Origin of the sequence: Aestuariirhabdus litorea (assembly GCF_003864255.1) — a bacterium.
Lineage (GTDB): Bacteria > Pseudomonadota > Gammaproteobacteria > Pseudomonadales > Aestuariirhabdaceae > Aestuariirhabdus > Aestuariirhabdus litorea.
This window is the reverse complement of the sequence record NZ_QWEZ01000001.1, coordinates 74,599-96,026: the sequence shown is the minus strand read 5'-3', so window position 1 is coordinate 96,026 and position 21,428 is coordinate 74,599. Positions and strand designations below refer to the sequence as shown.

Sequence of the window (21,428 nt, the reverse complement as noted above, 5' to 3'; positions counted from 1 at the left end):
TAACACTGCAGTCCGAGTCATTATAGTCGCATCAATACTGCTTGCTCCCGGGCTCCCGGCAACCGTCTATTGCTGACCCCAGCCACTAGACGTAAAAACTTTTGATCAGGCGCGAGAGGCCAACGGTCCAGTCGTTGGCATGAATCCCGAACGTATGGAGCAGGCGGGTACTGTCGAGGCGACTGTTGAGGGGGAATTTGCGGGACTCATCATCGACCGCGGCCGTCAGTACGTTCAACTGGTCGGTGGCCACCTCATCGTACTCGGCCACCTCGCGCAAAATGGTGCGCGCCAGTTCGCTTTCGCTGACGGCATTCACCCCGCCGTAGTGGTAGGTACCCCAGGGTTCGGCACCACAGTCAAGCTGCTGAATGACCGCCGTGATCACCCGTGCGGCATCATCAGCCGGGGTCGGATTACCATAACGATTTCCCAGCACGTTGAAGGGGCTGGGATTCTTGAGCTGGTCGATAATATTACGCAGCAACTCAAACTTGCGCTCGCTGATCATCCAACCCACCCGCAGGATAATGTGCCGCGGGCAACGTTCGCGTATCTGCTGCTCTCCCTGCCAATAGCTCCCCCCCAACACCCCCAACGGGTTGACCGCATCCTTTTCGGTGTAGGCGTCGTTCTTCTTGCCATCGAACACCATGTAGGAGGAGATCTGGAAAAGGATGGATCCATACTGGCTACAAAGCGTGGCCAGCTCTGCCACCGCGTCCCGATTGAGGGCGAAGCAGCGCGAAGGCTCGGTTTCGGCCTGGTCGGCATTCCGGTAACCGGCGGCATTGACCAGAATATCCGGCCGATAGCTGTCAAACACCTCCTGCAGCTGGCGACTGTCGGTCAGGTCGAGCAACTCCCGTGAGGGAGCGAAATACTCCAACGAGCTGTCATCGAGTCGCTGTTGCAGTCGGCTGCCGGTTTGTCCGCTACCACCAATAATCAGAATTTTCATCGGCTGTTGCTGTCTGTCCTTCCCGGATTGACGGGTTACCCCCGTTCCCGCCCCGATCACAGGGGGGTGAGTACCTGCCATAGTACCCCAGTGTTGCGCTGCGCAGAACCACCGACAACCAGGTTATGCAGCCCTTCGTAGGCACAATTACCTATTGGTTCGCCCCGCAGGTCGCCGGATAATTGTTGATCCGCCCGATTACCCCGTAGAGGATGGGTTGTCGGGCCAAAACCCGGGACAGGTACAGCGTGCACGCATCCATTCGCCAGAAGATTATTCTTTTTACCGTGGTCCCGATCACGTTGATCTACGTGGTGATTTTTGGCACCGGCCTGATCCAGGGGCAGCAGCGGGCCACAGCGGAGACCGAGAAGCGTCTCACCCAGATGGCCTGGCACTACGCCAGCAAAGTGGATGGCCATATGCGCGAGCTGGCGCAGATCGCCCGCAGTACCGCCATTTTCCTGGAGAGTAACCCCGACCAGTCAGCGCAACAGCTTTACGAACTGTTGCGCACCAACGTGCGCCAGAGCTCGACCGTCTACGGCGCCGCAGTGGCCTTCGTCCCCGGAGGCTATGATGATAAGCCGTTGTTTGCCCCCTACGCCTACCGCGACGACAACCGGGTCGAGGCGCTGGACCTGGCCGCCATCGGCTACGACTACACCCAGGGCGACTGGGAGTGGTGGGAGACCCCCCAACGCAGTTGGCAGGGGACCTGGACCGCCCCCTACCGCGACGCCACCCCGGCCGAGCCCGAGGTTACCACCTTCGCCACCCCCTTCTACCGCAATGGTCGCTTCCGCGGGGTCACCAGCATCGACCTCAAACTGGAGACTATCGCCTCCATCCTGCCCCAGGACACCGAGCCGGGATTGCGCTTTGTTATCATCAACCGCACCGGAGACCTGGTCTACAGTGCCCGTTCGGCGGTAGTCGGTGACAACCTGATCCGCATCGCCGCCGAAGGCCACAACCGCGAGCTGCTGGCCCTGGCCGGCAATATTCTCTCCGGCGAAACCGGCACCACCCAGACCCGGCGCATCCGCCTCGGCGATGAGCAGCTGTGGGTCAGCTACGCGCCTATCCAGTCCTCCGATTGGGCACTGGCAGCCTTCCTGCCGGAATCGGTCGCACTGGCTGCGGTTCGCCGCGAAGCGGGGATCGAGGCGACTCTGCTGGTGCTCTCCCTGCTGCTGATCATCGCCTCGGTGTGGGTGGTATCCGGGCTGATTTCGCAGCCGATCATCCAGCTGCAACGGGCGGTGCACAAAGTTGCCGAGGGCAAGCTGGATACCGAGCTGGCGATCAACAGCCGCGATGAGATCGGCGTACTGGCCAGCAGCTTTACCCGAATGTCCCGCCAACTGGTGGCCCGTGAGGAGGCGCTGCGCCAGGCCCGCGAGAATAACCTCGGGCGCCTGGTGGAGGGGATGCAGGGCAACTACTTCTATTTCGTCATGAACCGCAACGCCGAGGTGACCTACGTCTCCCCATCAGTGACCGACACCCTGGGGATCGAGGTACAGGCCTTTATCGACACCCACCAGCAGCTGTTCAATGATCCGCTCCACAACCCCCACGCCAGCCGCTACGCCCACCAGGTGCTGACGGGCGAGAACCTGGACCCGGTCGAACTGCGGGTTCAGCATCCCGATGGCCAGCCCCGCTTTATCGAGGTGTACGCCGTGGCGGTCTCCGATGCCGACGGGACGATCACCGGCCTGGAGGCGATCGCCCGGGATATCACCCGTGCCAAGCAGACCGAACAGGCAGTGATCCGTGCCCGCGACGAGGCGGAGGCGGCCAACCACGCCAAAAGCCAGTTTCTCGCCAACATGAGCCACGAGCTGCGCACCCCCCTCAACGGGGTGCTCGGCTACGCCCAGATCCTGCAACGGGAGCGAGGCCTGAGCCCCGAGCAGGGCGATAGCCTGCGCGCCATCGAGGAGTGCGGCCAACACCTGTTGTCGCTGATCAACGATATCCTCGACCTCTCCAAAATCGAGGGCGGCAACCTGGAGGTGAACCAGGAGGCCATCCACCTGCGGCGGGTACTCGACAGCGTGCACCAGATGGTCAGCCAGCGGGCCGACTCCAAGGGGCTCCGCCTGGAGCTTGAGATCGATCCGCGCCTGCCCTCAGCCATCCACACCGACGGGGTCAAACTCAAGCAGGTACTGCTCAACCTGCTGGCCAATGCGGTCAAATTCACCCGCCAGGGGGGAATCTTTGTGGAGGTCAAACCCTACGGCGGCCAGCGTATTCGCTTCTGCGTCCGCGATACCGGGGTCGGCATCGCGTCCGACCAACAGAGGATGATCTTCGCCCCCTTCGGCCAGACCGCCGAAGGGCTCGAGATTGGCGGTACCGGACTGGGGCTGACCATCAGTCGCCGCCTGGTGAAGGTGCTGGGGGGCGAGCTGGAGGTCCGTAGCGTCCCCGGCCAGGGCAGCGAGTTCTACTTCAGCGTCCCCCTGATCGAAGCCCGCGAGGAGGATACCGTCGAGGAGCACTCTCCCCGCTGGCAGGAGCTGACCGATCCACGCCTGCCCGCCGGCGAGCAGTATCGGATACTGGTGGCGGACGACCAGCGCATCAATCGCGAAGTACTGACCCGCCTGCTGGAGAGGGCTGGTTTCCATACTCTGGAGGCCAAGAACGGGCAGCAGGCGCTGGAGATAATACGCGAACAGGCCCCCGACCTGGTGCTGATGGACCTGCGTATGCCGGTAATGAGCGGCCTGGAAGCGATCCATACCCTGCGCCAGGACAGCGCCTTCAACCACCTGCCGGTGATTGCCGTTACCGCCAGCGTCTACACCGACAGCCAGCAACGGCTGGCGGATTACGAGTGCGACGAGTTCGTCTGCAAGCCGTTCAACAGCGCGGAGCTGTTCACCAAGATCGCCCATCTGCTGGGGATCCATTACCAGCAGGATGCCCGTAACGATCCGCCCGGCGATCGCGAGCGTTGCCCTCCCAGTCTCTCCCCGGATCTGAGCCTGGAGATCGCCGCCCAGCTGCAGGGGGCCCTCGAGCTGGGGGATATCGAAGCGGTGCAGCGGCTGGCAAGCACCCTGGGGAACGAGCAACCCCAGGCGCAGGAGCTGGCGCGGCTGATCGACCAGCTGGCCCGCAATGTCGACTTTGAACAACTGGAGCAGCTCTGCGCCCGGCTGGCGTCCGGTCACGCCTGATTGCCCCTTGCGACCCCCTCCCCCAGCCTCCACAATAGGAGACTGACCCCATAGCCCAATAGGTAATCCCCATGGATTCGGAGACCCCTGTCGGCGACGTTGCCGATAGTTGCATCCTGCTGGTCGACGATAACCCGACCAACCTGCAGGTACTGCTGCAAACCCTCAACGGCCGCGGTTACCGCCTGCTAGTGGCCAAAACCGGGGAAAGCGCCCTGCGTATTGCGCGCAAGGCGATGCCGGCGGTGGTCCTGCTGGATATCATGATGCCGGGTATCGATGGCTACGAGGTGTGTCGCCAGCTCAAAGCCGATCCCCTTACCGAACGGATCACCATCATCTTTCTCTCCGCCCTCGACGACACCAAGGACAAGGTGAAGGGTCTGGAGCTGGGGGCGGTGGACTTTATCACCAAACCCTTCCAGTCCGACGAGGTGATCGCACGGGTCGAGACCCAGCTCAAGATCCACCAGCTTGAAGCGGCCTTGTCGGCCCGCAACCGGCAGCTGGAGGCGGAAAACGAGCGCATCCTTGAGGCGATGAGCGAGGGCATCCTGGGTATAGACATTGAGGGCAAGATCACCTTTGCCAACCGCGCCGCCTGCGACATCAGCGGCTGGAGCGAGTCACAATTGATCGGCAGCGAGTTCCACCGCCGCCTGCTGGGTCAGCCGGCCGAGGCGTTGGCCAGTCCCTCTCCCCTGCAGATCACCCTGCGTGAAGGGAGCAGCCAGCGGCTGGAGGATGTCACCTGCCTGCATCAAGACGGCACCCCCTTCGCCGCCAACCTCTCTTGCAACCCGATCATGGAGTCCGGCCAGTGCCGCGGTGCCGTGGTACTGTTTCGGGACATCACGGAACAGAAACAGCAGCAGCAGGCGCTGCAGCAGGCGCTGGATGAGATCCAGAGCCAGAAGGAGAACCTCACCCATGTTTCCCGGCTCAGCACCATGGGCGAGATGGCGGCGGGCTTTGCCCACGAGGTCAACCAGCCGCTGACCGCGATCTCCAACTACTCGCAGGTCTGCACCCGCTTCCTGCAGCGTGACCCCCTCGACCGCGAAAGCCTCACCGAGGCGCTGGAGAAGATCGGCACCCAGGCGCGGCGGGCCGGGGAGATCATTGCCCGCATCCGCAGTTTTGTGAAAAAGCCCCGTCACGTGCTGGAGGAGGTCAGCTGCAACAAGCTGATCCAGGACGTGGTGCGGCTGGCCGAGGTCGACGCCCGCAACAACTGCATGGAGATCCATACCCGCCTGGCCGACAACCTGCCCCTGCTGCGGGTCGATCCGGTACAGATCCAGCAGGTCGCCCTCAACCTGATCCGTAACGGCATGGAGGCGATGCGCGATTGCGAACGGCGCGACCTGGGTATCCTGGTGGAGACCGAGTTCCTGCCCGACACCCACCAGGTGCAGGTGTCGGTGATCGACCGCGGCACCGGCCTGCCGGCCGACGCCGAGGAGAAACTCTTCACCCCCTTCTACACCACCAAGGAGAGCGGTATGGGGATCGGCCTCTCGATCTGCGAGACCATCATCAACTCCCACGAAGGGCGGCTCTATTTCGAGCGCCACCCCGAGGGGGGCACCATCTTCCGCTTCACCCTGCCCACGGTTTAACGAAAACAGACGGCAACGAAAAAGGGCCCACATGGTGGGCCCTTTTTTTCAACGGAGGGATCCTCAGTTGTCCAGCGAGGGCAGCAACTCAGCACTCATCATGGTGTTGAACACCCCCTCCTGGATCAGGGGCACCACCGCCGCGATGTCGTCGGCGAAGTAGCGGTCCTTGTCATAGAAGGGCACCCGTGCGCGCACCCGGCTGCGCGCCAGCTCCAGCGGCTCGGAACTCTTCAGTGGCGTGCGGAAATCCAGCCCCTGACAGGCGGCCAGCAGCTCCACCGCCAGCACTCCTTCGGTGTTTTCCGCCATGTCCGCCAGGCGGCGGGCGGCGAAGGTGGCCATGGAGACATGATCCTCCTGGTTGGCGGAGGTGGGCAGGCTGTCCACCGAGGCCGGATGGGCCAGGCTCTTGTTCTCGCTGGCCAGGGCTGCGGCGGTCACCTGGGCGATCATAAAGCCGGAGTTGACGCCGCCATTGTCCACCAGGAAAGGGGGCAACTGGCTCAGGTGGCTGTCGATCAGCAGCGCCATGCGGCGCTCGGAAAGGGAGCCGATCTCGGCGATCGCCAGCGCCAGGTTATCTGCCGCCATCGCCACCGGCTCGGCGTGGAAGTTACCGCCGGAGAGGATCTCTCCCTCCTCGGCAAAGATCAGTGGGTTGTCGGAGACGCCGTTGGCTTCCACCTCGAGGATGGAGGCGGCGTGTTCGATCTGCTGCAGGCAGGCGCCCATCACCTGGGGCTGACAGCGCAGGGAGTAGGGATCCTGTACCCGGTCGCAGCAGGCGTGAGAAGCTTCGATCTCGCTGTGGCTGAGCAGCTCACGGTAGCAGGCAGCGACCGCGCGTTGTGCCCTGTGGCCGCGCACCGCGTGGATGCGGTCATCAAACGGCTTGCGGCTACCGAGGGCAGCCTCGACCGATAGCGCGCCGGTCACCATCCCGGCTGCAAACAGGTTTTCGGCGGCAAACAGCCCGCGCAGGGCGAAGGCGGTCGAGGCCTGGGTGCCGTTGAGCAGAGCCAGCCCCTCCTTGGGGGCCAGGGTCAGGGGCTCCATACCGGCCAGGGCTAGCCCCTCGCGGGCGGGCATTCGCTTACCCTCAAAGAACAGCTCACCCTCGCCCAGCAGAATGGCACTCATATGCGCCAGGGGCGCCAGGTCGCCACTGGCCCCCACCGATCCCTTGCTGGGAACCACCGGGTAGAAGCCTTTGTTGTAGAGTGCCAACAGCGCCTCGATCACCGACAGGCGGATGCCGGAGAAGCCCCGCGCCAGGGAGTTGATCTTGAGTATCATCATCAGGCGCACCACCGCCTCGCTCATCGGCTCGCCGATGCCGGCGGAGTGAGACAGGACGATGCTACGCTGCAGGGTCTCCAGCTGATCCTTCTCGATACGGGTGTTGGCCAACAGGCCAAAGCCGGTGTTGATGCCGTACACCACCTCGTTGCGGTCCAGCACCTGCTGGATCACCGCCTGGGAGCGATGGATCTGTGCCTCGCAGGCGGGATCCAGGGTCACTTCAACCCCCTCGTGGTAGACCGCGCGCAGCTGCGCCAGGGTCAGGAAGCCGGGGTTCAGTAGCAGTGTATTGCTCATTATTTTGTCTCCAGCATGGGCAGGTCGAGGCCCTGCTCTCGGGCGCAGTTTTGCGCACTCTCATAACCGGCATCGGCGTGACGCATCACCCCGGTGGCCGGATCGTTCCACAGCACACGGCCCAGGCGGCGCTTCGCCGCCTCGGTACCATCGGCCACAATCACCACCCCGGCGTGCTGGCTGAAGCCCATGCCCACACCACCGCCGTGGTGCAGGCTCACCCAGGTGGCTCCGCCGGCGGTGTTGAGCAGTGCGTTCAACAGCGGCCAGTCCGAGACCGCATCACTGCCATCGAGCATCGATTCGGTTTCGCGGTTGGGGCTGGCCACCGAGCCGGAGTCGAGGTGGTCACGGCCGATCACGATCGGTGCCTTCAGCTCACCGCTGGCCACCATCTCATTAAAGGCCAACGCCAGGCGGGCACGGTCCTTGAGGCCGACCCAGCAGATACGGGCAGGCAGCCCCTGGAACTGGATCCGCTCACGGGCCATGTCGAGCCAGTTGTGCAGGTGGGGGTTATCGGGGATCAACTCCTTCACCCTGGCGTCGGTCTTGTAGATATCCTCGGGGTCGCCGGAGAGGGCGACCCAGCGGAAGGGACCGATCCCCTCGCAGAACAACGGACGGATGTAGGCGGGCACAAAGCCGGGGAAATCGAAGGCGTTGCTCACCCCCTTCTCCAGCGCCATCTGGCGGATGTTATTGCCGTAGTCGAGGGTGGCGGCGCCACGCTCCTGCAGGGTCAACATGGCGCGCACCTGTACTGCCATCGACGCCTTGGCGGCGTCCACCACCACTTCGGGCTCGCGCTGACGCCGCTCGATCGCCTCCGCCAGCGTCCAGCCCTGGGGCAGGTAGCCGTTGAGGGGATCGTGGGCACTGGTCTGGTCGGTACAGACATCGGGGGTCACGCCCCGGGCCACCAGCTCGGCGAATACGTCGGCGGCATTACCCAGCAGTCCGACGGAGACGGCAGAGCCCTCGGCACGGGCCGTCTCGACCATGGCCAGCGCCTCATCGAGGCTGGTGGCCTTGCGGTCCACGTAGCCGGTGCGCAGGCGGAAATCGATGCGGGTTTCATCCACCTCCACGGCGATCATGCTGAAGCCGGCCATGGTGGCGGCCAACGGCTGGGCGCCGCCCATCCCGCCGAGGCCACCGGTCAACACCCAGCGCCCCCTGGACTCACCGCCAAAGTGCTGTTTGGCGACCGCCACGAAGGTTTCGTAGGTGCCCTGCACGATCCCCTGGGAGCCGATATAGACCCAGGAACCGGCGGTCATCTGGCCGTACATCATCAGACCCTGGCGGTCGAGCTCGTTGAAATGCTCCCAGGTCGCCCAGTGGGGGACCAGGTTGGAGTTAGCGATCAGTACCCGGGGGGCATCGGCGTGGGTCGGGAATACGCCCACCGGCTTGCCGGACTGCACCAGCAAAGTTTCCTCATCCCCCAGGCGCTTGAGCACCTCGACGATCTTGTCGTAGCACGCCCAGTCGCGCGCGGCGCGGCCAATGCCGCCGTAGACCACCAGTTCCTCTGGGCGCTCGGCGACATCGGGGTGCAGGTTGTTCATCAGCATGCGCAGCGGCGCTTCAGTCAACCAGCTGCGGGCCTCCAGCTCAGTGCCGGTGTTGGGCTTGATCACCCGTGCAGGGTCTTTTCGATTCAGGCTCATCATTCTCTCCTAAGTCAGGTTCGCGCCCGGCACCAGCCGGGCACCCAATTGATAGCGACTGCCGGGGTGCAGCAGGCGCGCGTAGCTCACCACGCCCTGGCTGGACCAGGTACGTCGTTTGATCAACAGGCAGGCCTCGGGCTGGGCTACTTCCAGCGCCCGCGCCTGCTCCTCGGTGGCCAACACCGCCTCCACCGTGTGCTCACCACCGGCCAGGGGGGCTACCTGGCTGAGGTAGCGGTTGGGGGTAGTGAGCGAAAAATCCTGCTGCAGGTAGTCGGGGGCCAGTGCCGGGTTGGTGTAACGCTCCTCCCACTGCACCGGCACCTCGTTGTCGAGGTGGACGATGACCGAGCGGAAAAGCTCACTGCCCGGCGGCAGGTCCAGCGCCAGCGCCATCTCATCGCCCGCCGGGCGCGCCTCCATACAGAGGATGCGGTTACTGTAGCGATGGCCCCGCTGGCTGATATCGTCCGCGATGTTGCGCACCTCCAGCAGCGAGCCCACCGGCTTGCGCTCGGCCACGAAAGTGCCGAGCCCCTGGTGGCGCAGCAATACGCCATCGCCGGTCAGCTCCTGCAGGGCGCGGCGTGCCGTCATGCGGCTCACCCCAAACTGCTCGCAAAGGCTGTTCTCCGACGGCACCTGGCTGTGTTCGGGCCATACGCCCTGCTCGATCTGCTCGCAGATAAAGCGCTTGATCGTCAGGTAACGGGGTTCACTGTTGGGGTTGGCCATGGGCGGGATCACCGGCAGCTTGTAGTGGATTGGATTCAAGCTTACTTGTATATACAACGATATACAAGTAGAGTAGACAAATCTTCTCGCCCGCCGCCGTGGCGTGCGCTATAACACCCCTGTTACCACCGACCCTATGGATACGGAGCCCGTTATGACCCCTCACTGGGATACCCTCTGGACCAATGTCCGCCTGGCCACCATGGACCCGGAGATCAAGCTGCCCTTTGGCACCATTGAACGGGGGGCGCTGGCCATCAAAGGGGGATGCATCGCATGGGTCGGCCCGGCCGACGATCTGCCCTCCGTCCCCGCCACCGAGGTCCGCGATGGTGGCGGCGGATGGCTCACCCCAGGCCTGATCGACTGCCACACCCACCTTGTGTTCGCCGGCAACCGCTGTCACGAATTCGAACTGCGCCAGCAGGGGGCAAGCTACCAACAGATCGCCGAGCAGGGAGGAGGGATCCGCGCGACCGTCGAGGCCACCCGCGCCAGCAGTGAGGAGCAGCTGTTCCAGCTGGCCCAACCCCGTCTGCAGGCCTTCCTCGACGAGGGGGTGACCAGCATCGAGATCAAATCCGGCTATGGACTGGAGGTCGATACCGAGCTGCGTATGCTGCAGGTCGCCCGCCGCCTGGGGCGCGAGTTCCCGGTGACGGTGCACACCAGCTTCCTCGCTGCCCACGCCCTGCCGCCGGAGTTCCAGGGGCGCGCCGACGATTACATCGGCCGGGTCTGCGGCGAGATGATGGACGCGGTCAGCGCCCAGGAGCTGGCGGACTCGGTGGATATGTTCTGCGAGCAGATCGGCTTCTCCCTCGCCCAGTGCGAGCGGGTGATCCAGAGCGCCAGCCGGCACGGGCTACCGGTACGCATCCACGCCGAGCAGCTGAGCAACCTGCGCGCCTCCCACCTGGCCGCCAGCCACAGCGCGCTGTCGGTCGACCACCTCGAACACCTTGACGAAAGCGGGGTGATGGCCCTGGCACGGGCGGGAACCGTTGCCACCCTGCTGCCTGGCGCTTTCTATTTCCTGCGCGAAACCCGCTTGCCCCCCATCGAGCAGCTGCGGCGTCACGGCGTGGCCATGGCGGTTGCCAGCGACTTCAACCCGGGCAGCAGCCCACAGGCCTCGCTGCGACTGTCGATGCAGATGGCCGCTAACCTGTTCGGTCTCAGCGCCGAGGAGGTACTGGCCGGTGTCACCCGCCATGCCGCCCGGGCGCTGGGCATGGCCTCCGAGCGCGGTCAGCTGCGCGAGGGGCTGCTGGCCGACCTGCTGCTGTGGCAGATCGACCACCCCGCCGAGCTGGTGTGGCAGTTTGGCGTTAACCGCCCCCACTGCATTATGAAGGAGGGACAAGATGTATCAGAGCGCTGACATGAGCCTGTGGCGCGGCCGCAGCGACCCCCTCGATGGCCGCCGCGGCGAGCGCTGGCACCACCGCATGCTGCCCTACCCCCTCGACGGCGAATTGCCGGTGGACGAGGGTGTGGTGATCAGCGGTTTCTGCTGCGACGAGGGGGTGCGTCGTAACCAGGGGCGCACCGGTGCGGCCCTGGGTCCCGACGCCCTGCGCCGCGCCCTCGCCGGCCTGCCGGCCACCTTCCAGGGGCCGATCTACGACGCCGGCAACCTGCTGTGCGACGGGCAGCAGCTGGAGCAGGCCCAGGCCCGCTTCAGTGACCACTGCACCAGCATCCTCGACTCCGGCCACCGCCTGCTGCTACTGGGTGGCGGCCACGAGATCGCCTGGGGCAGTTTCCTCGGACTGCAAAATCACCTGCTGCGGCAGGGCGGCGGTGACCCGCGAGTGCGCATCGGCATCATCAACTTCGACGCCCACTTCGACCTGCGCAACCCCGCTGCGGGCCCCAGCTCGGGAACCCCCTTTCACCAGATCGCGGTGCACTGCCAGGCCCAGCAGCAGCCCTTCCGCTACCTCTGCCTGGGGGTGAGCGAGACCGCCAACACGCCGATTCTGTTCGACTACGCCGAACAATTTGACGTGGAGTGGCGCCTCGACCGGGAGATGACCCTGCTGCAGCTGGAGGAGTGCCGCAAGCAGCTGCAGCGTTTTATCAGCCAGGTGGACTGGATCCATCTCAGCATCGACCTTGATGTGCTACCCGCCGCCACCATGCCGGGAGTCAGCGCGCCCGCGTGCCCCGGAGTCTCCCTGGAGATGGTGGAGGCGCTGTTGCCGCTGGTGACCGCTGCGCGCCACCCCAGCGGGCGTCCCAAGCTGCAGCTCGCCGAGCTGGCCGAGTACAACCCCCAGTTCGACCCTACCGGTGTCGGCGCCCGCGCCGCCGCCCGCCTCGCCTACCGACTGCTCAGCGACTAGCCGATGGCGATCACCGGGCATGAAATACACCGCCGTTACGATGGCCTCGGGGCGATCCAGGTGTTCGAGGATAGGGATCGCCGCTTCCTCAGCTTCGATGGCGACGCCGAGCAGAGCTGCATCCTCATCGAGCGCCCCTGGAGCCCGGTCTATCAGTACTGCCAGGCGATGCTGATGGCCTACGCCCTCTGCGAGCGCCCCCCTCAGCGCGCCCTGCTGGCAGGCCTCGGCGGCGGCAGTCTGGTGCACTGCCTGCTACGCATCGACCCGACCATCGAACTCGACGTGCTGGAGTACCGGGCCGAGGTGATCGCCGTGGCGCAGGAGTATTTCCTCCTCAACCAGGCCCCCGCCCACCGCATTCACCAGGTGGATGCCACCGAGTTCGAGGCCCTCCCGCAGGGGTATGAACTGATCTTCAGCGACCTCTTCCACGACGACTGCATGAACCCGGCCCAGCTCAGCCTCGACTACACCCGGCGCTGCCGGCAGGCCCTGAGCCGTCGTGGCATCCTGGTACTCAACCTGTGGCTGGAGGAGAAGTGGGCCTACCCCGACGCCATCCGCGCGTTGAGCCGCGAATTTGACGGCCAGCTGCTGGGGGTTGAGGTGCCGGAGGGCAACCTGGTGCTCTACCTGTTCAACGACCGTGCACCTGAGCTCAACCCGCGTCTGTTGCAGCGCCAGGCCCGGGACCTGGGGCGGCGGGTCGAGGCCCCCCTGCAGCGGGTCGCCTCCGCCATTACCCGCCTGGACTGAATCCTCCCGCCCTGCAGCCGAGGGCGAACATTCCACTAAGGTCGGCGAGAAACCCTAGAGAAATTACGTATAATAGCGGCCCTGATCCGCCCGCCAGGCAATGGGGGCCGAGCTAATAACAACACACGAGAACCACCGTTCAATCCGCCCGGGCGCAGCGCTCGGGCTCTATCCACAAGGGGCTAAAGGGCGTATGAAGATACCAGAGATTCTGCTGTTTGAAGTTGAGCACGCACCCGGAAACCTCGCCCAGGTTCTGCAGCTGGTAGGCAATGCCGGCCTCACCGTCGAGAACCTTGAGGCGGTCGCACGCACATCCACCCACACCCAGTGGGAGCTGACCATCGAGATCGACGAAACCGCCCAGCACGACCTGTGCGAACGTATCGACCAGCTTCCGAGCGCCCGCATGCTGGGCCGTTCCGACCGCGTGTTTGACCGCCACCGCGGCGGCAAGATCCGTACGGTCTCCAAGGTTCAGCTGACCTCCCAGCAGGTGCTGCGGGATATCTACACCCCCGGCGTGGCACGGGTCTGCCTCGCGATCCAGAAGGATCCGGTCAAGGCCAAGGAATACACCAACATCCCCAACACCGTAGCGGTTGTGACCAACGGCACCGCCATCCTCGGCCTCGGGGATATTGGCGCGGTGGCCGGTATGCCTGTGATGGAAGGCAAGGCGGCCCTGTTTGACGCCTACGCCGACCTATCCGGGGTGCCGATCCTGATCGAGGACAAGGACCCCCAGGTAATCATCGATACGGTGGCCGCCATCGCCCCCTCCTTCGGTGCCATCCAGCTGGAGGATATCTCCGCCCCCACCTGCTTCGAGATCGAGAAGGCCTTGATCGAGAAACTCAATATCCCGGTGCTGCACGACGACCAGCACGGCACCGCCGTGGTCGCGCTGGCGGCCCTGATTACCGCCACCCGCCAGGTGGGCCGTGACCTCAAGAAGAGTCGGGTCGGCCAGATCGGACTCGGCGCGGCGGGCATCGGTATCTCCCGCCTGTTGCTCGAATATGGCGTCGAGGGGGTGATCGGTACCGACCTTAACCAGGATGCCATGGCACAACTCGAGTCCCTGGGCGGCCAGCGCGCCAGCCTCGGCGAGCTGATGGCGCAGGCGGACATCGTCATCTCCACCACCGGCGTTAAGGGGCTGATCAAGCCCGAGATGGTGCGTGAAGGGCAGGTGATCCTGGCCCTGACCAACCCTGACCCCGAGATCGAGCCCGAAGTGGCACTGCAGTCAGGCGCCGCCTTCGCCGCCGATGGCAAGAGTGTCAACAACGTGCTCGGCTTCCCGGGGCTGTTCCGTGGCGCCATTGATGCCGGCGTGGTGAAGTTCACTGACGCCATGCTGATCGCCGCCTCGGAGTGTCTTGCAGGGCTGACCCCGTCGGGCGCACTGACACCGGACCCGCTCGACCGCAGCGTCCATGACGCGGTGGCCAACGCCGTGCGCGAGGCTGCCGAGCAGGGCCTCTAGGTCGCAACCGCCGACAAAAAAAGGGACACCCTTCGGTGTCCCTTTTTTATGCCCGACGATCCCTAGTCGGTCAGCATGCGTACCTCCCGCTGCGGGAAGGGGATGCTGATCCCCGCGGTCTTTAGGGCACTGAACAGCTCCAGGTTAACCGCAAACTTGACCCCGTAATAGTTACGGGTCGGCACCCAGTAGCGGATGCCGATCTCGATCGCACTGTCGCCGAAGCTGTCGATGCCTATCTGGGGAGCCGGCTCGCTGGCCACCTCCGGGCGCTGCGCCAGCACCGCGCTCAGGCAGTCGATCGCCTGCTGCGGGTCGGCCGCGTAGCTGATGCCGATGCGGGTTTCCGCCAGCATATATTCAAAACTGTTGTGGAGGATCTCCCCCACGATGTGCTTGTTGGGGATACTGATCTCTTCCCCCTCCTCATTGGTGAGGATCGTCATCGACAGGTTGATCTCCTTGATCACCCCGCACACCCCCTGCATCTTCACCGTATTGCCCACCACGAAGGGGCGGGTCAGGATGATGGTGACGCCGGCGGCATAGTTGGAGAGCATCCCCTGCAGCGCCAACCCCGCACCCAGGGCCATGGCACCAAGGGCGGCAATAAAGGGGGCAACACTGATCCCCAGCTTGCCAAGGGCGATGATCGCCATCATCAGGATCACCAGGATACGCGCCAGGTTGGAGATAAAGCCGGCCAGGGTGACATCGACGTTGTGACGCGCCAACAGGGCGGCGATGAAGCGATGCACCCGCCCGGCTAACCAGAGTCCCAGCAGGAAAATAATCAGGGCACCGAGGATCTGGAAGCTGTATTGCACCAGGAACTCGGCCACCATGTTGTAGATATTCTGCAATTGTGCAAACTCCTGTTGCAGCACCTCTTGATCCATCGATCGATCTCCCCCGTCGGTCATACCGGGCCCTCAGAGCGACGAGCCCACCCCATCGATAGTAGCATAGCGATCAGGCCTGGCTGCCCTGTAGCGCGAGCGCCTGTTCCACCACGATGGCGTGGCGTCGCGCCAGCGCCCACCGGTCATCGTCGTAGCCGCCCCCTATCACGGTCGCCACCGGAATGTTGCGTTCGCGGATCGCTCCGAGTACCTGCCGGTCACGACGGGCAATACCCTCCTCGCTGATACAGGCCCGACCCAGGGGATCACCGGCAAAGACGTCGACGCCTGCGTCGTACAACACCAGATCGGGGCGCACCCGGTCGAGGCACTGCTGCAGTGTCTCCATGACGATCTGCAGGTAGGCCTCATCTTCTATGCCATCGACCAGCCCCACATCCAGATTACTGAGCTGCTTGCGGGCGGGGAAGTTCTTCTCGCAGTGGATCGAGCAGGTAAAGGCGTCATCCCGTGCTGCCAATATGGCCGCGGTCCCATCCCCCTGATGCACATCGCAATCAAAAACCAGAACCCGCTCTATACCCGGCTGCTCCAGCATCGCCAGGGCTGTGACCGCCAGGTCGTTGAGGCAACAGAAACCCGAGGCTTTATCATAATGCGCATGATGGGTACCCCCCGCAAGGTGACAGGCAACGCCATAGCGCATCGCCAACAGCGCCGTCAGCAGGGTTCCACCGGGGGATATAAAGGTGCGCTTGGCAAGCCCCGGTGTCCAGGGAAGGCCCAACTCCCGCTGTTCCTTGTGGCTGAGGGTGCCTTCACGCAGGCGGGTAAGATAATCGGGGCAGTGGGCCTGTAACAGCCACTTGTGCAAGCAGGGGCCTGAGCGGTAAAGGTTATCCGTCGTGGCGATACCCCGCTGGCGCAGGTAATCGTGCAAGTAGCGAAACTTCACCATCGCAAAGCGGTGCTGCTCCGGAAACTCGTAGCTGTAGGAGGGATGATAAACCAACGGTAAATGCATAGACCTGTCGCCTGAAAAGAGTCTGCCGGGGGGAGATTACCCCGCCCTGCGATGCAGGAAAAGTGGGGCGGGCACGCCTTCGGCATTGCTGTTACTATAATCGAAACAAGACTGTACAGAGTGCAGCAATCCGGCGCGCAGCCCCGACTCCCGAACAGCCTGCGGACCCAAAGATGAGACCAGCTCTACTCACGACCTTCAGCGCCCTGCTACCACTGCTGGGGTTCTCTTTAAGCCTGGCGCTGACGCCTGCCCAGGCGGCGCAGCCTTTGCCTGCCCGGGAACTGTTCACGCCACCGGCACAGCAGAGTCCCCAACTCTCTCCCGATGGTCGCATGATCTCCTTCCTCAGGCCCTGGCAGCAACATCTCAACCTCTATATCCGGCTACTGGACAAGCCCATCCCCCGCCCCGTGCTGCCGGCTACCCTTCCGGAGGAGAGCCCCGCGACCGACCAGGAAGAGGCACCTGCAGCCACCAATGACGAGGCCAGCGCTGAAGCCCCTGCCGGAAACGGTAACAGCGAGCAAGCCACCACCGAGCCCGGTGACGATATCAACCTCAACATGGCGCCCGCCTCCGAGAGCGGGGAGCAGCCCCGCCCGCGTGCCGGGGGCGGCACGGAGCAGGAGTACGCCCGCTCTGGATCGGCGCAGAACAACCTGTTTCCCGATACCGTCACCAGTCTCTCCCTTTACGAGCTCAGCGAAAAGGAGCGCAACGCGCTCTATGTCGCGCCCATGCGGGTGAGCAACCAGCGCAGCCACAGCGTCAGCGACTACCGCTGGATCTCCAACTCCCAGTTGGTCTACGAAGTGGCCAACCCGCAGCAACAGAGCAGCCAGCTGTTCCTCGTCACCCCTGAAAAGCGCGGCCGGCGCCCGCTGACGGAGGATAGCCGGGTACGTCATCGCCTACTCGATCCCCTGTTCAGCGACCCCGAGCATATCCTGATCACCAGCAACCGCCGTGACCGCCGCTTCGATGATGTCTACCGCCTGAATCTGGAAACCGGGGAGCAGCAGCGGGTGGCCACCAACACTGGCACCATCGTCAAGTGGCTCACCGACCATGAGGGCAAGCTCCGCGCGGCCATCAGCCAGAACGGCCTGCAGCGGGAGTTGCTTTACCGTGACAACGAGGAGGTTGCTTTCAGGGTCTCTCATACCAGCCCCTGGCCGGACCGGGTCGACCCACTGCGCTTTACCGCCGATAACCAGCGCCTCTACGTCAGCAGTAATATCGAGCGCGACACCCTCGCCATCCAACTCTACGACCCGGCCACCAACCAGCTGCAGGAGCTGCTGTATGAAAACCCCGAAGCCGACCTGAGCGAACTGGTGGTCGCGGGGGTAGAGCAGCGGGTGGTGGGTGTTGCCTACGAAACCGACAAACCCCACTATCACTTTTTCGATGACAAGGACGGAGAACTGTTTGCCGACCTTTTCCAACGCTCCGGCCAACGCACCCTGCAGAAGCTGAGTAGCAGCCGGGATGGCAACCGCGTCCTGTTCCGTATCCTCAACGATATGGAACCGCCCCGGTTTTTCCTCTACCAACGCTCCGACGACAACTACCGTGAGCTCTTTGACACCCCGCCCTACCCGCTGCGTGCGCAAATGTCCCCCATGCGACCGGTCAACTTCCGGGCCCGCGATGGTTTCATGCTGCACGGCTACGTGACCCTGCCCCAGGGCTACCAGCGCGGCACCCTGCCCTTCGTGATCCTGCCCCACGCGCAGCCCTATCGAGGCCGTTTCCACTGGGGGTTTGACCCCCTCGTCCAGTTCCTCGCCAGCAGCGGCTTCGGGGTGATGCAGGTGAACTACCGCGGCTCCACCGGTTACGGCAAGCAGTACGCCCTGGCAGGGCGCTGGGGGCATGGGATCATGCAGCAGGACCTTTCCGACGCCGTCGCCTACCTGCGCCGACAGGGCATTGCCGATCGCTCGCAGGTAGCGATTATCGGAGAGCGCTATGGTGGCTATGCGGCCATCGCTGCGGCCGCCTTCTACCCGGCCGATTACAGCTGCGCCGCCGCCATGGCCGCTCCCCTCAACCCGCTGCACTGGCTCGATACACTCCCCGCCAACGAAGAGGTGAACCGGGTGGTGATCCAGCAGCAGATGGGCGATCCCCGTGAGTCCTTTGCCCAGCTACAGGCGGACTCTCCGCTGAGCGCGATCGACCAGATCCGCATCCCCCTCTTGCTGGCCCAGGGGCGCCTCGACCAGCGTGCCCGCATGCAGGACCTCGATCGGTTGGCCACCAACCTGAGAACCCGTGGTGTGACCGTGGAAACCCTGATCAAGGGCGACGAGTACGGTCCCTTCCGTAAGTTCGATAACCAGCTGGAATACTACCGTCACCTGCAACGTTTCCTGCGCGAATGTTTTAACCGCTGAATGGAACCGATCCACTCCCAGCCCCAGGCCTGTGTCCTCTGCGGCATGGCCCCTTGTATCCCCTTTCACCAGGATACCCGTCGCCACTACCTGCGCTGCCCTCACTGTCAGCTGGTGCAGGTGCCGGCCCGGTACCACCTCAGCCCGGAGCATGAGCAGGCGGAGTATGCGCTGCACAATAACGACCCGGTGGACAGGGGCTATCGTCGTTTCCTGTCACGCCTGTCAGTCCCTTTAAGTGAGCGCCTGTCACCTGGTGCCGAGGGGCTCGATTTCGGCTGTGGCCCCGGGCCGGCCCTGGCCATGATGCTGGAGGAACAGGGATTTTCGATGACGCTCTATGATCTCTATTTTGCCGACCACCCAGAGCACCTTTGCCGCCAGTATGACTTCATTACCGCCACCGAGGTGGTTGAGCACCTTTCACAGCCCGGCCAGACACTGCAAGCCCTGTGGAGTTGCCTGCGACCCGGAGGCTGGCTGGGACTGATGACCAAGATGGTAACCTCGGAGGAGGCCTTCGCCCGCTGGCACTACATTCGGGACCCGACCCATATCGCCTTTTTTAGCAGAGAGACCTTCATCTTTTGGTGCCGTCAGCAACGTGCTACCGTAGAATTTGTCGGCAGCGATGTGATCCTGCTGCACAAGCCCTCCACCACGGTTTCCCAATGAAAGTGCTGATCCCTACCCTTTTTGTGTTCCTCTGGAGCACCGGCTTCATCGGTGCGCGCTTCGGCTTGCCCTACGCCGAACCGATGAGTTTTCTGGCCCTGCGGATGATCTTGAACCTGGGTTGTTTGCTCCTGTTGGTCCTGATCTGGCGCGCCCCCTGGCCCCAGCGCCGGGAGATCGGCCACATGCTGGTGGTGGGTGTGCTGTTGCACGGCATCTATCTGGGGGGGGTCTTTATCGCCATCGACTTCGGCACCCCGACCGGGGTCACCGCCCTGCTGGTTGGACTGCAACCCCTGCTGACCACCCTGATCGCGGTCTCCTTCTCCGGCTTCCGCCCACCTCCGCGCCAGCTGCTGGGGCTGCTGCTGGGGGTGATTGGCATCGCGCTGGTGTTATGGCCCAAGGAGGGCGCCCTGCAGCTGCCGCTCGCCGGTGTCGCTGCGGCGCTGGCGGCGCTGTTGGGGATCACCCTGGGCACCCTCTACCAGAAACGTTTCTGCCAGCAGCAACACCTGCTGCAAAGCACTTTCTGGCAGTACCTGGGGGCCCTGATCCTGTTCGGTCCCGCCGCCCTGTTGTGGGATGAGCGAGCCGTAGAGTGGACCCTCACCTTCTCCCTCGCCCTGGCCTGGTCGGTAGTGATCCTGTCGGTGGTGACCATCCTGCTGCTGCTGCTGCTGATCCGCCAGGGCGAGATCAACCGGGTCACCAGCCTCTTTTTTCTGGTGCCGCCAGCCACCGCATTACAGGGCTATCTCTGGTTTAACGAGTCCCTCTCACTACAGGTGATCGCCGGCGGCACGATCACCCTGCTGGCGGTGTTTTTGATCTCCACCGCCGTTCGACCCAGCGGAGCGAGCAACCGTGAATAAAAACGTTCTTCTGTTGTCCCTGTGCCAGGCCCTGCTCACGACGGGCAATGTACTGCTGATTGCGGTCAGCGCCCTGATCGGCCAACAACTGGCGCCCTCCACGGAGCTGATCACGCTGCCCCTGGCCCTGCAGTTTATCGGCCTGATGATGAGTACCATCCCCGCCTCCCTGATCATGGACCGGATCGGCCGGCGGCGCGGCTTCGTGCTGGGTAACTGCTTCGGCATCGCTGGCGCCCTGGCCTGCGCCTCGGCGCTGCTGGAGCAGCAGTTCGCCCTCTTCTGCCTCGGTACCCTGCTGCTGGGGATCGGCATCGGTTTTGGTACCCTCTACCGTTTTGCCGCAGTGGACGCCAGTAACCCGGGCCAGCAGGGACGTGCCATCTCGCTGGTAATGGCGGGGGGAGTGATCGCCGCGGTGTTGGGCCCCAACATCGCGGTCTCCAGCAATCAGTGGTTCACCGCGGCCCCCTTTATTGGCAGTTTTTACGCCTTGGTGGCCCTCTACAGCCTGACCCTGGTGCTGCTCAGCGGTGTCGACATCCCCACCCAGGACCACAGCCGGCAATCGGGTCAGGGCCGCCCCCTTGGCCAGATACTCAAACAACCCCACTTTATTGTCGCTGTGCTCGCCGCCACCCTCGCCTATTCGGTGATGAATCTGCTGATGACCGCCACCCCGCTGGCGATGGCCCGCTGCGGCTTCGCCTTCGACCAGGCGGCGCGAGTGATCGAGTGGCATGTGATGGGGATGTTTTTACCCTCATTTTTCACCGGCCACCTGATCCAGCGGATCGGCGCCCTGCGCGTGATTCTCTGTGGAGCCCTGCTGATGCTGGGCTGCTGCGCGATCAACCTGGGGGGGCAGGAGCAGTGGCAGTTCCTCAGCGCCTTGACGCTGCTGGGGGTAGGCTGGAACTTTATGTTTATTGGCGCCACACAGCTGGTGACCACCACCTACGAGGAGCGGGAAAAGGGGAAATCCCAGGCCGCCAACGAGTTTATTATCTTCACCGGGGTTACCCTCTCCTCCCTCAGCTCCGGCCCGCTGGAGTCGATCCTGGGCTGGACGCAGATGAACCAGATTGCGATCCCCCTGATTTTGCTGGCGGTGGGCGCCTGCCTGCTGCTGATGCGCCTGCCGCAGGGCGAAGGGACGACCCAACCACAATAGCCCCCGTTGAC

At 63.9% G+C, this 21,428-nt stretch carries 16 protein-coding genes; 10 read left to right on the top strand and 6 right to left on the bottom strand.

All coding sequences use genetic code 11. The annotated features are described in order from the left end of the window. Nucleotides 1–85: 85 nt before the first annotated feature. The gene (locus D0544_RS00450; protein WP_164880773.1) at nt 86–961 is read right to left on the bottom strand and encodes an SDR family oxidoreductase; all 876 of its coding nucleotides are present in this window, start codon (nt 959–961) and stop codon (nt 86–88) included. Between the two features lie 248 nt (nt 962–1,209). Here D0544_RS00450 and D0544_RS00445 point away from each other — a divergent pair, with 248 nt between their 5' ends. Next, nucleotides 1,210–4,161, top strand: coding sequence for a response regulator (locus D0544_RS00445; RefSeq protein ID WP_164880772.1), 2,952 nt, complete (start codon nt 1,210–1,212; stop codon nt 4,159–4,161). A 71-nt stretch (nt 4,162–4,232) separates the two neighbouring features. After that, the gene (locus D0544_RS00440) at nt 4,233–5,783 is read left to right on the top strand and encodes an ATP-binding response regulator (protein ID WP_125013773.1); all 1,551 of its coding nucleotides are present in this window, start codon (nt 4,233–4,235) and stop codon (nt 5,781–5,783) included. A gap of 63 nt (nt 5,784–5,846) precedes the next feature. Here the strand turns inward: D0544_RS00440 and hutH are convergent, their stop codons facing one another. Genes hutH through hutC form a run of 3 tightly spaced genes read right to left on the bottom strand, consistent with a single transcriptional unit; the run spans nt 5,847 to nt 9,799 of the window. After that, nucleotides 5,847–7,385, bottom strand: a complete 1,539-nt coding sequence (gene hutH, locus D0544_RS00435; RefSeq protein WP_125013771.1) for a histidine ammonia-lyase — start codon at nt 7,383–7,385, stop codon at nt 5,847–5,849. Next, nucleotides 7,385–9,061: a urocanate hydratase gene (gene hutU / locus D0544_RS00430; protein WP_125013769.1), complete on the bottom strand. Its 1,677-nt coding sequence runs from the start codon at nt 9,059–9,061 to the stop codon at nt 7,385–7,387. The genes hutH and hutU overlap by 1 nt, the downstream gene beginning before the upstream one ends. Before the next feature lie 9 nt (nt 9,062–9,070). Further along, entirely contained in the window at nt 9,071–9,799 is a 729-nt protein-coding gene (gene hutC, locus D0544_RS00425; protein ID WP_125013767.1) for a histidine utilization repressor, read from the bottom strand. Nucleotides 9,800–9,953: 154 nt separating this feature from the next. Here hutC and hutI point away from each other — a divergent pair, with 154 nt between their 5' ends. From hutI to D0544_RS00405, 4 genes are all read left to right on the top strand, one after another. Further along, the gene (hutI, locus tag D0544_RS00420; protein WP_125013765.1) at nt 9,954–11,183 is read left to right on the top strand and encodes an imidazolonepropionase; all 1,230 of its coding nucleotides are present in this window, start codon (nt 9,954–9,956) and stop codon (nt 11,181–11,183) included. Next, nucleotides 11,167–12,150 (top strand): formimidoylglutamase, encoded by a 984-nt coding sequence (gene hutG / locus D0544_RS00415; protein WP_125013764.1) that lies wholly within the window; start codon nt 11,167–11,169, stop codon nt 12,148–12,150. The genes hutI and hutG overlap by 17 nt, the downstream gene beginning before the upstream one ends. A 3-nt stretch (nt 12,151–12,153) precedes the next feature. Further along, on the top strand, nt 12,154–12,909 hold the full coding sequence (locus D0544_RS00410) for a spermidine synthase (RefSeq protein ID WP_125013762.1): 756 nt from the start codon (nt 12,154–12,156) through the stop codon (nt 12,907–12,909). A 193-nt stretch (nt 12,910–13,102) separates the two neighbouring features. Then, the gene (locus D0544_RS00405) at nt 13,103–14,401 is read left to right on the top strand and encodes an NAD(P)-dependent malic enzyme (RefSeq protein WP_125013760.1); all 1,299 of its coding nucleotides are present in this window, start codon (nt 13,103–13,105) and stop codon (nt 14,399–14,401) included. Nucleotides 14,402–14,463: 62 nt separating this feature from the next. Here D0544_RS00405 and D0544_RS00400 read toward each other — a convergent pair whose 3' ends face one another. Both D0544_RS00400 and D0544_RS00395 read right to left on the bottom strand, forming a co-directional pair. After that, nucleotides 14,464–15,300, bottom strand: a complete 837-nt coding sequence (locus tag D0544_RS00400; protein WP_125013758.1) for a mechanosensitive ion channel family protein — start codon at nt 15,298–15,300, stop codon at nt 14,464–14,466. A gap of 73 nt (nt 15,301–15,373) precedes the next feature. Continuing rightward, nucleotides 15,374–16,288, bottom strand: a complete 915-nt coding sequence (locus D0544_RS00395) for a histone deacetylase family protein (RefSeq protein WP_125013756.1) — start codon at nt 16,286–16,288, stop codon at nt 15,374–15,376. 173 nt (nt 16,289–16,461) lie between these two features. On the opposite strand from D0544_RS00395, the gene D0544_RS00390 reads away from it, so the two are divergent. Genes D0544_RS00390 through D0544_RS00375 form a run of 4 tightly spaced genes read left to right on the top strand, consistent with a single transcriptional unit; the run spans nt 16,462 to nt 21,417 of the window. Further along, the gene (locus D0544_RS00390; protein WP_125013754.1) at nt 16,462–18,693 is read left to right on the top strand and encodes a S9 family peptidase; all 2,232 of its coding nucleotides are present in this window, start codon (nt 16,462–16,464) and stop codon (nt 18,691–18,693) included. Then, on the top strand, nt 18,694–19,368 hold the full coding sequence (locus D0544_RS00385) for a class I SAM-dependent methyltransferase (RefSeq protein ID WP_243647212.1): 675 nt from the start codon (nt 18,694–18,696) through the stop codon (nt 19,366–19,368). Beyond that, nucleotides 19,365–20,243 carry a DMT family transporter gene (locus tag D0544_RS00380; protein ID WP_125013752.1) on the top strand — a complete coding sequence of 293 codons (879 nt, stop codon included), beginning with the start codon at nt 19,365–19,367 and terminating at the stop codon, nt 20,241–20,243. The genes D0544_RS00385 and D0544_RS00380 overlap by 4 nt, the downstream gene beginning before the upstream one ends. Continuing rightward, entirely contained in the window at nt 20,236–21,417 is a 1,182-nt protein-coding gene (locus D0544_RS00375) for an MFS transporter (protein WP_125013750.1), read from the top strand. Before D0544_RS00380 ends, D0544_RS00375 begins: the two co-directional genes overlap by 8 nt. The last annotated feature ends 11 nt before the right edge of the window (nt 21,418–21,428 follow it).

Excerpts from the sequence above, each read along its gene's own strand:
- D0544_RS00390 (WP_125013754.1), top strand. The coding sequence starts at position 16,462 with ATGAGACCAGCTCTACTCACGACCTTCAGCGCCCTGCTACCACTGCTG.
- D0544_RS00410 (WP_125013762.1), top strand. The coding sequence starts at position 12,154 with ATGGCGATCACCGGGCATGAAATACACCGCCGTTACGATGGCCTCGGG.
- hutH (WP_125013771.1), bottom strand. The coding sequence starts at position 7,385 with ATGAGCAATACACTGCTACTGAACCCCGGCTTCCTGACCCTGGCGCAG.
- hutC (WP_125013767.1), bottom strand. The coding sequence starts at position 9,799 with ATGGCCAACCCCAACAGTGAACCCCGTTACCTGACGATCAAGCGCTTT.
- hutG (WP_125013764.1), top strand. The coding sequence starts at position 11,167 with ATGTATCAGAGCGCTGACATGAGCCTGTGGCGCGGCCGCAGCGACCCC.
- D0544_RS00400 (WP_125013758.1), bottom strand. The coding sequence starts at position 15,300 with ATGGATCAAGAGGTGCTGCAACAGGAGTTTGCACAATTGCAGAATATC.
- D0544_RS00385 (WP_243647212.1), top strand. The coding sequence starts at position 18,694 with ATGGAACCGATCCACTCCCAGCCCCAGGCCTGTGTCCTCTGCGGCATG.
- D0544_RS00450 (WP_164880773.1), bottom strand. The coding sequence starts at position 961 with ATGAAAATTCTGATTATTGGTGGTAGCGGACAAACCGGCAGCCGACTG.
- hutU (WP_125013769.1), bottom strand. The coding sequence starts at position 9,061 with ATGAGCCTGAATCGAAAAGACCCTGCACGGGTGATCAAGCCCAACACC.
- D0544_RS00380 (WP_125013752.1), top strand. The coding sequence starts at position 19,365 with ATGAAAGTGCTGATCCCTACCCTTTTTGTGTTCCTCTGGAGCACCGGC.
- D0544_RS00405 (WP_125013760.1), top strand. The coding sequence starts at position 13,103 with ATGAAGATACCAGAGATTCTGCTGTTTGAAGTTGAGCACGCACCCGGA.
- D0544_RS00440 (WP_125013773.1), top strand. The coding sequence starts at position 4,233 with ATGGATTCGGAGACCCCTGTCGGCGACGTTGCCGATAGTTGCATCCTG.
- hutI (WP_125013765.1), top strand. The coding sequence starts at position 9,954 with ATGACCCCTCACTGGGATACCCTCTGGACCAATGTCCGCCTGGCCACC.
- D0544_RS00395 (WP_125013756.1), bottom strand. The coding sequence starts at position 16,288 with ATGCATTTACCGTTGGTTTATCATCCCTCCTACAGCTACGAGTTTCCG.